Genomic DNA, 11679 nt, shown 5'->3' with positions numbered 1-11679 from the left:
TCCGCCGCCGCGCCCCGGCGCCTCAGTCCCGAGGTGTGTTCCCCTCCGCGACGATCCGGCGCAACGTGCGGCCGAGCCGGCGCGCGTACCAGCGCTGGGCCACCGGCACGAGGGGGCCGGCGAGCCGGGAGTACCACCGGTCGGGCCGGCTGAACGCCATCACGGTGAACGAGACCGTGCCGTCTTCCGCGAGCTCGGCCACGAAGCACTCCTCGCCGCATTCGGGGTGGCGGGCGAGCGTTCCGTACGCGAAACCGATGCGCTCGGGACCGTACTCGGCCCAGACGACCCGGCAGGGCGCGCTGAACCGGAACGGGCCGGCCCCCAGCGCCACCCGAACGGACGCACCGGCCTCGGCGCGCGGAGCCGAGGCCGTGACCCGGGCCCCGGAGACGCGGTGCATGCGGAAATCGGTGATCGCGGCGCCCGCGGCCTCGAAGTCGGCGCGACCGTGTCCGATCCGGGCGCGGTGATGCAGGTGGTGGTAGCCGTCGGGCAGCGGGCCGAGGCGGGTGGCGCCCGCCTCCGGATACGTGAGGGTGCTCATGCGGTCCTTCCTCCGTGGGTGGTGGGGTGGTTCAGGCGCTGCCATGCGAGCACCGAGCAGAGGGCGAAGCCCAGCGCGTTGCCCACACCGTGTGTGGCGGCCATCCAGGTCAGGGTGGGGTGCGGGAGGCCGGTGGCCTCGCCCAGCGCCCAGCTCAGTGCGAGCACCATGGTCGCTGCGAGCACGGCGGCCGATGCGGCGAGCAGCAGCCGGGTGGCCCGGTCGCGGGCCGCGGGGCGTACCGTGCGCCACGTCAGGAAGGCGACGGTCCACATTCCCGCTGTCAGGACGACCGCCCCCGCCAGTTCGGCCCGGTCGCCGATGAAGTAGCCGATCAGGACGAGCAGGGTGCCCAGCGGAACGCTGAGCGCGGCGAACCTGCCCGCCGCACTGTCGGCGACGCGGCTCACCAGCCCCGAGACCAGAGCGGCCGCGAATCCGGCGAAGTGGAAGTGCGGCACGGTGAGCGCAAGAATTCCGAGGCCGAAGCCGAACAGCGGGCGCCCCGAGCGTTCGGCGACCAGCGCGGTGGCGGCGACGGCCGGGGTCATCAGCGCGGTGCACAGCGCGACCTCGGCGGGTGCCGTCCGCCATGACAGCAGCGGTTGCGGGCACCGGACGACACGGGCCGGGGCGTGCAGGGCGAGAAGGGCGGCGCCGAGTCCGTAGCCGAGGGCCAGGACGGTTGCGGTGGGTCCGCGCGGCAGCCAGAGGGCGACGGCCCCCGGCACGGCGAACACCGGCCACAGCCGCCGCATCCGTTCCAGCTCCGGCACGTCCGCCAGTCGTAGACCCGCGGGCACGATCACCAGCATGCCCAGCATCACGATCAGCCCCACCAGGACCGACATGGCTTCGCCCCCCTCGCACTTGAACGCGTTCAACTGCTCGATGTCCCGACTCTAGGGCTTTTCTTGAACGCGTTCAAGGTGGTGGTCGCGCGTCTCCCCGAGCCCCTGCGCCCGCCAAGTGGCTCCGGCTTGCGGGGGAGGGGGAACTACGGCAGACATGAGGGAACCACCCGGGACCGGTGACCAGGCAGGAGACCCCTTCGTGCACGCACCGATACGCATGCGCCGCGCCGTGCTCGCCGTGCTCTCCGCCGCAATCCTCGTCACCGCGGGCTGCGCCCGGGAGGCGGGGGGCGGCGGACAGGGGACCGAAGGCACGGCCGACGCCGAGGAGGTCCTCCTCCAGCCGGCCGCCGCGCAGGGCCCCGACCCCTTCACCAGGTCCACGGTGGAACCGGCCGGTGCAGCGCCGGCCGCAACTCCCACGGCCGCGCCACGGACGCCCGCGCCCGGCGACGGGGCCCCGCACACCCTTCCCGGATCGACCCCCGGCCTCTACGGGGGCACCCGCTCCGTCGCTTCCTGCGATGTCGGGCAGCAGATCGGCCTCCTCGCGGCCGACCCGGCCAGGGAAGAGGCTTTCGCGCAGTCGGCGGGCGTGTCCCGCGCCGGCGTCCCGGACTTCCTGCGCGGCCTGACGCCCGTGGTCCTGCGCGCCGACACCCGGGTGGGCAACCACGGCTTCCGTGCGGGCTCCGCCACCACCTTCCAGTCCGTGCTCCAGGCAGGCACCGCCGTGATGGTGGATGGCCGTGGCCTCCCGCGCGTGCGCTGCGCCTGCGGCAATCCGCTGAGCCGGCCCGCCGGTGCGGGGGACACAGGGAGTGGACAGGGCGAGCGGTGGACGGGCTACGACCCGGCGCGGATCGTCACCGTCGCACCCGCCGGGAAGGCGGTCACGGACCTGGTCGTCGTCGATGCGGACCACAACAGCTGGATGGAGCGGCCGGTCGGGGACGAGGGCGCCCGGGACCACACCCCCGAGGTGCCGCCGCCCTACGCTCCCGGCACCGACATCACCGGGCCGCTGCCCGACGCGCCTCCGAGGAAGCCGAAGAAGCCGGGGGAGCCGGCTACGCCGACCCCGTCGCTCTCCACCCCCGTGCCCGGGGACTGCCCCACTCCCGGCTCCCCGACACCGCCCGGCGAGGCTGTCGCCTCGACGGAGGAGCCGAGCGGCACGCCGGCACCGACGCATTGCCCGACGCCGACGGACGTGCCGTCGGACGGTGCCACGGACGGATACCCCGACCCGTTCCCGGAGCCTCCGACGGACGAGCCGACCGGCACCCCCGTCGACCCTGACGATCCGCCGCAGGACCTGGTGCCGCTCATGACCGACGAGCCGCAGACTGCGATCCGGCTGCCGTGGCAGGACGTGGCGGAGGGCGTTCCGGAGGACGGCTCGGAGCCCGTCGGCGGCTGACGGGCGGGCCGCGGCACGGCCCCGCGTTCCGGTGTGAGGGGAAGGCGATCACTCCTGCGTCGGCAGCCAGTTCCCGTGAAGGCCGAGCGGGACCCGTACCGGGATCCTCACCCGGGCGACCGGGCCGGAGCCGGGGTCGTCGGCGGGGATCACGAGCAGCCAGCTGCTGTTGTCGGTGCGGTCGGTGGCGTACGTCATCCAGTGGCCGCCCCCGCCCGGCCCGGTGCCCGGCGAGGGCGCGAAGACCGGTTCGCCGACGGACAGATCCCCGGCCTGCCACACCACGCTCGTCCCCGACGCGTCCCTCCCGTCGTACCAGCGCAGCGCGTCGAACTCGCCCGGGAGCAGATCCGGGTTCCCGGAGTCCGCTGCGACGGCCAGCTGTTGGTGCGGTCGGCCGATCAGACGGTCGTCCGTGCGGGGGAGTTCCATCCTGGCGTCGTCCAGCATGGTCCGGTGCATCGTGCCGGCCACGGGGTCGATGACCGCGCGGACCAGACCTGCGGTGTTGGGCGCCTGTGAACCGTCCGGCGCGCCCAGGGAGAGGCGGGTCCACTGCACGTAGTCCAGTACGACATCACCGCCGCCGGTCTCCGTGTCGTAGGCGTTGACCGTGTGCCACAGCCAGAAGGCCTCGTCGGACGCCCACCGCACAGGACCGCCGTCACGGGGGACCAGGGCCACCCGGGTGCCGCGTTCGGGCCGCCAGTCGATCATGGATCCACCGTTCATCGCCGCGGCGATGTCGAAGAACACCGGTGCCAGCACGATCACCAGGAACCGCCCGGTCAGCCCCATGTCGTGGATCATCATCGGTTCGTCGAGCCCGTCGACGGCGGTGGGACCGCGGGTCACGGTGCCGGTGGGGCCGATGGCCGACCAGGTGAGGTAGGGCGGTTCCAGGCCGTAGCAGAAGACCATCATCTCGCCGGTGACCGGATCGATCTTCGGGTGCGCGGTGATGCCTGCCGGCAGCGCCCCGCCGAACGTCTCCTTGCCGACCGTCTCCAGCTCCGGCGTCATCAGGAAAGGGCAGTCGGATTCGGCGAGGGCCAGCAGGCGTCCCGCGTGGCGCACCACGTTGATGTCCGGCAGATCCCGGAAGGTGCCGGCCAGCTCCGGTTCCACGTCCGGGACCTGAGGCATGATCATCGATTCGATACCGCCCCACAGGGCCCGGCCCGCGCGTTCTTCGGCGACCACGGCCGGTGTCCGTACGAAGCGGTTGCGGTACCGGGCCCGGCCGCCGGACAGCCACACCCCGTGCAGCATGCCGTCCCCGTCGATCGGGTAGAGGAACGAACCGATGGGGCTGAAACGGGGATTGGGGCCGTTGCGCAGGAACAGACCGTCGAGCTCGTCCGGCAGTTCGCCCAGCACCTGGAGTCCGGTCTCGTCGACCTCGTCGGTCACCGGGGCGAACCGGCCCGAAAGGTGGACGACACGGGTCGGGTCGAAGGTCTGTGAGGCATGTGCGGCCATGGCGGCCTCCCTTGCCGGGACGTGTGCGCACCTGGATGCTCGTCGTGCCGATCCTTCATTCAATCTCCCGGCCGGACCCGCTGCAACGCGGGTCCGCAGGAGCGGGGATGCGGCGGGCGGGCCCCGGCGCCACCATGGAACGTGCGGCAGGGTGCCGTGCCGGCGGCAGGGTGCCGTGCAGGGCCACACCCGGAGGTGTCCCGTGACCCAAGCCAAGTCCGGGCGGCGAACCGGGAACCTGTTCTTCGCGTTCGCCCCGTGGATCATCTTCGACGTCATCGCGGGTCCCAGCACCTGGGAGTACGCCGCGCTGGCCGGCCTCGTCGCCGCCGTGGTGCTCAACCTGCCCGATCTGCGCCGGGGTTCCTACAAGGTGCTGGAGATCGCCGGTATCGCGTTCTTCGCGGTCCTCAGCATCCTGGCGCTCGTCCTGGACCGGCAGGATCTGGACTGGCTGGAGCGGTACGCCCAGGTCCTCTCCAGCGGGGTGATCGCGTCGGTGGCCCTAGGATCGCTGGCGTTCGTCCCGTTCACGGAGCAGTACGCGCGGGAGACCACACCCCGCGAGGTGTGGGGCACGCCCGTCTTCCGACACGTCAACCGGGTGCTGACACTGGTCTGGGGAGGGGTCTTCGTCGCCACCGCGCTGCTGGGCCTGCTCGCGGTGCACACGTCGTCCGGCTCCGACTGGTACAGCTGGGTCATCCCCGTGGTCCTGCTGGTCCTGGCGGTCCGCTTCACGGAGCGCTACCCGGACCAGGTGCGCGAACGGTCCCTGAGGGCGCGCGGCGCTCCGTGAGGCCGCCCGAGCCACCGCTTTTGGTCCAGACCTATTGACGGAAGGTCTGGACCACTTTACGTTGGGCGCGTCCGTGGTCCTGGCCTTGATTGTCAGGGGCATGCCAATTTGGAAGGGGTGTCGCCGTGTCCGGTCGTACATCACGTCTGCTGGGGGTCGGTCTCGCGGCGGCATGCATCGTGCCGATGCTGGTCGCCGCCACACCGAGTTCCGCGCAGGAGGACACCTGCGCGGTCAAGTCGAAGCCGTCGGGCAAGGTGCTTCAGGGGTACTGGGAGAACTGGGACGGCGCGTCCAACGGTGTGCACCCGCCCCTGGGGTGGATCCCGGTCACCGACAGCCGTATACCGCAGCACGGCTACAACGTGATCAACGCGGCCTTCCCGGTGATCCTCCCGGACGGCACCGTCCTGTGGGAGGACGGCATGGACTCGACCGTGAAGGTCCCCACTCCGGCCGAGATGTGCCAGGCGAAGGCGTCCGGGCTCACCACCCTGATGTCCATCGGCGGTGCGGCCGCCGGCATCGACCTCAGCTCCAGCGCCGTCGCCGACCGTTTCGTCGAGACGGTGGTGCCGATCCTGAAGAAGTACAACTTCGACGGCATCGACATCGACATCGAGACCGGCCTGACGGGCAGCGGCAACATCAGTCAGTTGTCCGCCTCGCAGGCCAACCTGATCCGCATCATCGACGGCGTGCTCGCGCGGATGCCGTCCAACTTCGGTCTGACCATGGCACCGGAAACCGCCTACGTCACCGGCGGCAGCATCACGTACGGATCGATCTGGGGCGCGTACCTGCCCATCGTGAAGAAGTACGCGGACAACGGCCGGCTCTGGTGGCTGAACATGCAGTACTACAACGGCAGCATGTACGGCTGCGCGGGCGACTCGTACTCCGCCGGCACCGTCGAGGGCTTCACGGCGCAGACGGACTGCCTCGACAAGGGACTCGTCATCCAGGGCACCACCATCAAGGTGCCCTACGACAAGCAGGTCCCGGGTCTGCCCGCCCAGCCGGGTGCGGGCGGCGGCCACATGGCGCCGAACCTCGTCTCGCAGGCCTGGAACCACTACGGCGGCAGCCTCAAGGGCCTGATGACCTGGTCCTTGAACTGGGACGGCTCCAAGGGCTGGACCTTCGGCGACAACGTGAAGGCGCTGCAGGGCCGTTGACGTCCCCGTAACGGCGAAGGCCCCGGAACACCCCTGGGCGGGGTCTTCCGGGGCCTTCACCGGCGTGTCAGTTACCGGGCTCGGAGGCGTCCAGCATCGCGTCGCGCTCCACGACCTTCACCCGCTCGCGGCCCTGCGCCTCGCCCAGGGCGCGCTCGTGCGCGTCCAGGCGGTACCAGCCCTCGCGGGTCGTGTAGCGGACGCCGCGGGACTCCAGGAACTCGGTCACGGCCGCCGGCTCGGGCTGTGCCGGAGCGGGCAGCCGGCCGGTGGTGTGGTCCTCCAGCAGGCAGGCGACCGTTTCGTTGGCGTCGCCCTTGGTGTGCCCGATCAGACCGATCGGTCCCCGCTTGATCCAGCCGGTGACGTACACCGACTCCATCGGCTCACCGCCGGCCAGAACCCGTCCTGCGGCGTGCGGAACCGTCCCGGACGCGACGTCGAAGGGGAGCTTGGGCAGCTCCTGCGAGTAGTAGCCGACCGCACGGTAGACGCTCTGCACGTCCCAGTCGTTGAACCGGCCGGTGCCCTTCACGTTGCCGGTGCCGTCCAGCTCGGTGCGCTCGGTCCGCAGTCCTACGACCTTGCCGTCCTCGCCGAGGATCTCCACGGGGGACTCGAAGAAGTGCAGGAAGAGCTTGTGCGGCCGGTCGCCGACGTCGCGGATCGCCCAGTTCTCCAGGGTGGAGGCGACCATGTTGGCCTGCTTGTTCCCGCGCCTGGTCTCGATCGAGCCCGCGTCGTAGTCGATGTCCTCGGGGTTGACGATGACCTCGATGTTCGGCGAGTGGTCCAGCTCCCGCAGCTCCATCGGGCTGAACTTGGCCTGGGCGGGGCCGCGCCGTCCGAAGACGTGCACCTCCAGTGCCTTGTTGGCCTTGAGGCCGTCGTGGACGTTGGCGGGGATCTCGGTCGGCAGCAGCTCGTCGGCGGTCTTGGCGAGGATGCGGGCGACGTCCAGGGCCACGTTGCCCACGCCCAGCACGGCGACCTTCTCGGCCTCCAGCGGCCAGGTGCGTGCCACGTCCGGGTGACCGTCGTACCAGGAGACGAAGTCGGCGGCACCGTGCGAGCCGTCCAGGTCGCCGCCCGGTATGTCGAGGGCGCGGTCGGCGTCGGCGCCGGTGGAGAAGATCACGGCGTCGTAGAACGTGCGGAGCTCGTCCAGGCCGATGTCGTTGGGGTAGTCGACGTTCCCGAAGAGCCTCAGCTGCGGCTTGTCCAGCACCTGGTGCAGTGCCTGCACGATGCCCTTGATCCGCGGGTGGTCCGGGGCCACGCCGTAGCGGATCAGGCCGAAGGGGGCGGGCATCCGCTCGAACAGGTCGATGGAGACACCCGGGTCGGCGGCGGCGTCGGATTTGAGCAGCGCGTCCGCTGCGTAGATGCCGGCGGGACCGGCTCCGACGATGGCGACGCGGACGGGGCGTGTCATGGAGGGCTGTTCCTTAGGACGGGCGAGCAGGGGCGGGGCGGGCCGTGGTAAGGCTTGACTTACTCCGCCCCGACGCACACGTTAGCCGCTGGTCCTGCCCGGTTTCGGAGGGGGGCGGTGTTCTGCGGCGATATCCGGCAGCCCGCACCTTTGCCGGCCCTTGAAATCCCGCGGAATCCCCGGGAAAACGCTCCCGTCAAGCGTCTCGAAAATGTGTTTCATCGCACGTTCACCTGGTGGACGGTTCGCTCGAAGAATCGGACAAATGGTGGCAGAGTGACCCACATGGATGATCGGGTAGCGGGTGCCCTGTCACTCCCGGACGACTGGCCCGCCCACCCGGACCTCAGTCTCGCCCTGAACCGTATGGGCAGCTTCGACTGGGATCTCGACAGTGGCCTCATGCACATGGACCAGGCGGCCCTCGACGTGTTCGACCTGAGGGCCGACGAGTACGACAACAAGCCGACGACGCTCGGGATCCGGGTGCCGCCGGACGAGGGCGTGCGGCTCGACGCCATGGTCACCGAGGCGCTCAAATCAGGCCTGACCAACTACGGGGCGTACTTCCGCATGGTGCGGCGCGACGGCAGCCTGCAGTGGACGCACACCCAGGGCTTCGTCCGCCGAGACACCACCGGCCGGCCGCGTCGCATCATCGGCATCGTCCGGGACGCGACCCAGGAGCTGGCCGACTCCACCGCCCGCCGTGACCTGGACGTGGAGCGGCGGCGGCGCACCAGTCTGGTGGAGGCCACCACGGCCGCGCTGGCCCACGCCCGTACCGTCAAGGACGTCATCGACGTGCTCAAGAACTCCCAGGGGCTGGCCCATCTGGGGGCGACCAGTCTGGTCATGGGGCTGATCGAGGCCGGGCGCATCCATCTGGTGGCCGACGGGCCCGAGGGGGCCTTCGTACCGGGTACCCGGTACACACGGACGGACGAGGACTACCCGATGAGCGAAGTGGTCCGCACGCTCGGACCTCGTTTCATCGAGTCCGCCGAGGACTTCGCCGATTCGTACCCGGTCCTGTGGCCCCACATCAGCCATCTCGGCATCACCTCCGCCGCCTATCTGCCGCTGATCGCCCAGGCCCGCCCGATCGGCGCACTGGGGCTGCTCTACAGCGACAAGAACGGATTCACCGGCGACGAACGCAATCTGCTGGTCGCCCTCGGCAGCTCCATCGCCCAGAGCCTCCAGCGCGCCATGCTGTACGAACAGGAGCACGACCTCGCCGAGGGGCTCCAGCAGGCGATGCTGCCGCGCCGCATCCCCGAGGTGCCCGGTGCGCAGATCGCCGTGCGCTACCGCTCGGCGAGGCTCGGCCGGGACATCGGCGGCGACTGGTACGACGTCATCCCACTGCCCGGTGGCAGGGTCGGCACCGTCATCGGGGACGTGCAGGGCCACGACACGCACGCCGCCGCCGTCATGGGGCAGCTGCGCATCGTGCTGCGCGCCTACGCGGCCGAGGGGCACAGCCCCGCGACGGTCATGGCGCGGGCCTCGGTCTTCCTGCACGAGCTGGACACCGACCGCTTCGCCACCTGCACCTACGCCGAGGCCGACCTCACCACGGGCGTGGTGCAGGTGGTCCGGGCCGGTCATGTGGACCCGCTCGTGCGGGATGCCGACGGAAACTGCCGCAAGGTGCTCGTCGAGGGCGGGCTGCCGCTGGGGCTCTCCGCGGAGTTCGGACGGCTGGAGTATCCGGTCAGCACGGTGGAGCTGGACCCGGGGCAGACCATGGTCCTGTTCACCGACGGCCTGGTGGAGCTGCCCGGAGCCGACCTCGACGAGGGTATGCAACTGCTCACCGCGATGATCAGGAACGGCCCTCAGGACCTCCAGCGGCTCGCGGACCAGCTCTGCGAATCGGTCGACGAACGCGGCGGCGAGGACGATGTGGCGGTGCTGCTGCTGCGCCGCAAGGCCGCCCACGCCCCGCAGGCCGGCGGCCGGCTCCAGCAGCACGTGGGGCAGAACGACCCGGAGGCGCTCAGCTCGGCGCGGCACATGATCCGTGCGGCTGTGCGGGCCTGGGGTGCGAAGGAACGGGCCGACGAGGTGGAGCTGGCCGCGGACGAGCTGACGACCAACGCCCTGATGCACACCGACGGCGGCGCGATCGTCACCATCCGGGTGCTCACCGGGCCCGAGCGCCGCCTGCGTGTCGACGTCGAGGACCGGTCCAGCGCGCTGCCGCGACGCAGGGACGCGGGCGAGTCGGGCGTCTCGGGCCGCGGGCTGATGCTCGTCGACCGGCTGGCGGACGCCTGGGGTGTCGAATCGCGGGGCACCGGCAAGTGCGTCTGGTGCGAATTCGTCATCCCGCCCCGCGACTGATCCGGTGAAGGGCACTGCTGTTCACGGGGACAGAAACATTACTGAAAAGTAACAGAAAGTAACATGTCTGTACTTGACCGTAACCGATCGCGAGGGATTGACTGCGACTTCGTCAGTCTTCGTCTTCCATGACATTTCGCCTTCCATGACATGAGGACCTGTTGGGAACTGAGCTACTGGCACCTCTCGATCTGGCCTTCTGGCACCTCGAGTCCGATGCGCATCCCATGCACCTGGGTGCGCTCGCCGTCTTCTCGCCGGGGGACCGCCGGACCCCTGCCCCCGACGACCTTCTCGAACTGCTCGGCACCCGGGCCGCCGCCATTCCCCGGTTGCGGATGCGGGTGCGTGACGTGCTGCTCCCCGTCGGGGGCGCGGCCTGGTCGGTGGACAAGGACTTCGACGTCCACCGGCACGTCAAGCGGGTGCGCCTGCCCGAGGCGGAGACCGCCGGTGCGGGCGAGGCCGGATTCATGGCGGCCGCAACCCGGCTCGCGGGCGAGCTGATGGAGCAGCCGCTGCGCAGAGGGCTGCCGCCCTGGCAGATGTACGTCATCGGCGGCGCCCCGGACGGCCCCTTCGCCGTACTCGTCAAGCTCCACCACGCGCTCGCCGACGGGATGCGTGCGGTTGCCATCGGCGCCGGGATCTTCGACGAGATCGCCTCGGTCGCGGGCCGGGCCCGGCCGGGACCGCCGGCCGGCCGGGTCCGCCCCGTGCCGCCGCGCTCCTGGATGCCCGGACCCCGCCAGGTCGCCGGTCTCGCCCTCGGGCGGATCGAGGACCTCGGCCGGGCCTTCGGCGTCGGAGCCTCGCTGGTACGCGCCAGCCGACTCGATCTGCGCGGCGCCCCGTCGCTCAGCGCCAGCTCCTCCGGTACCCGGCGCCTCGCCACGGCCGATCTCGACCTCGAATCCGTGCAGCGGATCCGCCGGGCGGCGGGCGGCACGAGCAACGACGTACTGCTCGCGATCGTGGCGGGCGCGCTGCGCCGCTGGATGCTGGAGCGCGGCGAACCGCTGCCCGGCGCCGATCCGCGCGCCCTGGTTCCCGTCTCCCGGCGCCGCCCCGGCGGAGCGGCCACCGGCAACCGGCTCTCCGCCTATCTGCTGGGCCTCCCCGTCTCCGAACCCGACCCCTGGGAGCGGCTGCGGGCCGTCCGTGGCGCCATGGACCGCAACAAGTCCGCCGGGCCGCTGCGCGGAGCCGGGGCGGTCGCCGTGCTCGCCGACCAGCTGCCGTCGCTGGCCCACCGCTTCGGCGCGCCGCTCGCCGGGAACGCCGCCCGGATGCTCTTCGACGTGCTGGTGACCAGCGTGCCGCTGCCGCGCTCGGCCCTCTCGCTCGGCGGCTGCCCGCTGCGCGCGCTCTACCCGATGGCTCCGCTGGCCCGCGGACAGTCCCTGGCCATCGCGCTGACCACCTACGGCTCCACGGTGCAGATCGGGCTGGTGGCCGACGGCAAAGCGCTGCCCGATCTGGAGCGGCTGGGGCGCTGCGCCGAGGACGAGGTGGCCGAACTGCTGACCCTGCTGCCCGCGCACGCCACCTCATAGATCGGACTGATCGCGGAGCAATCGCCGCGGTTGATGCCCTCCAGGGTGTTGAC

General features: G+C 71.2%; 9 protein-coding genes and 1 pseudogene. 6 read left to right on the top strand and 4 right to left on the bottom strand.

The genetic code is table 11. The features are described 5' to 3' along the window. Positions 1-22 precede the first annotated feature (22 nt). Together ABT025_RS13085 and ABT025_RS13080 are read right to left on the bottom strand one after the other, a co-directional pair. Entirely contained in the window at positions 23-547 is a 525-nt protein-coding gene (locus ABT025_RS13085; RefSeq protein ID WP_350993143.1) for a DUF1990 domain-containing protein, read from the bottom strand. After that, positions 544-1398: a YndJ family protein gene (locus ABT025_RS13080; protein WP_350993141.1), complete on the bottom strand. Its 855-nt coding sequence runs from the start codon at positions 1396-1398 to the stop codon at positions 544-546. The genes ABT025_RS13085 and ABT025_RS13080 overlap by 4 nt, the downstream gene beginning before the upstream one ends. A 202-nt stretch (positions 1399-1600) precedes the next feature. Here ABT025_RS13080 and ABT025_RS13075 point away from each other — a divergent pair, with 202 nt between their 5' ends. Continuing rightward, positions 1601-2824: a DUF6777 domain-containing protein gene (locus tag ABT025_RS13075; protein ID WP_350993139.1), complete on the top strand. Its 1224-nt coding sequence runs from the start codon at positions 1601-1603 to the stop codon at positions 2822-2824. 48 nt (positions 2825-2872) lie between these two features. Here ABT025_RS13075 and ABT025_RS13070 read toward each other — a convergent pair whose 3' ends face one another. Further along, positions 2873-4306 (bottom strand): carotenoid oxygenase family protein, encoded by a 1434-nt coding sequence (locus ABT025_RS13070; RefSeq protein ID WP_350993138.1) that lies wholly within the window; start codon positions 4304-4306, stop codon positions 2873-2875. A 202-nt stretch (positions 4307-4508) separates the two neighbouring features. Between ABT025_RS13070 and ABT025_RS13065 the strand changes: the two genes are divergently transcribed. Then, positions 4509-5105 carry a hypothetical protein gene (locus ABT025_RS13065; RefSeq protein ID WP_350993137.1) on the top strand — a complete coding sequence of 199 codons (597 nt, stop codon included), beginning with the start codon at positions 4509-4511 and terminating at the stop codon, positions 5103-5105. A 185-nt stretch (positions 5106-5290) separates the two neighbouring features. Continuing rightward, positions 5291-6283 carry a chitinase gene (locus ABT025_RS13060; protein ID WP_350993272.1) on the top strand — a complete coding sequence of 331 codons (993 nt, stop codon included), beginning with the start codon at positions 5291-5293 and terminating at the stop codon, positions 6281-6283. A 67-nt stretch (positions 6284-6350) separates the two neighbouring features. Here ABT025_RS13060 and ABT025_RS13055 read toward each other — a convergent pair whose 3' ends face one another. Further along, on the bottom strand, positions 6351-7718 hold the full coding sequence (locus ABT025_RS13055) for an FAD-dependent oxidoreductase (protein ID WP_350993135.1): 1368 nt from the start codon (positions 7716-7718) through the stop codon (positions 6351-6353). Between the two features lie 285 nt (positions 7719-8003). Between ABT025_RS13055 and ABT025_RS39490 the strand changes: the two are divergent. The 3 genes and pseudogenes from ABT025_RS39490 to ABT025_RS13045 all read left to right on the top strand — a co-directional run. Next, positions 8004-8909: pseudogene (locus ABT025_RS39490) on the top strand (PAS domain-containing protein); the annotation flags it as partial. Between the two features lie 69 nt (positions 8910-8978). Then, complete coding sequence (locus ABT025_RS39485; protein WP_502971937.1) at positions 8979-10070, top strand: ATP-binding SpoIIE family protein phosphatase; 1092 nt, start codon at positions 8979-8981, stop codon at positions 10068-10070. 161 nt (positions 10071-10231) lie between these two features. Next, positions 10232-11626 (top strand): wax ester/triacylglycerol synthase family O-acyltransferase, encoded by a 1395-nt coding sequence (locus ABT025_RS13045; RefSeq protein WP_350993131.1) that lies wholly within the window; start codon positions 10232-10234, stop codon positions 11624-11626. Positions 11627-11679 lie beyond the last annotated feature (53 nt).

It is taken from the genome of Streptomyces sp. NPDC002809, assembly GCF_040295435.1.
Classification (GTDB): domain Bacteria; phylum Actinomycetota; class Actinomycetes; order Streptomycetales; family Streptomycetaceae; genus Streptomyces.
Note: the sequence above shows the minus strand (reverse complement) of the source record. Positions and strands in the feature narration are given on the sequence as shown.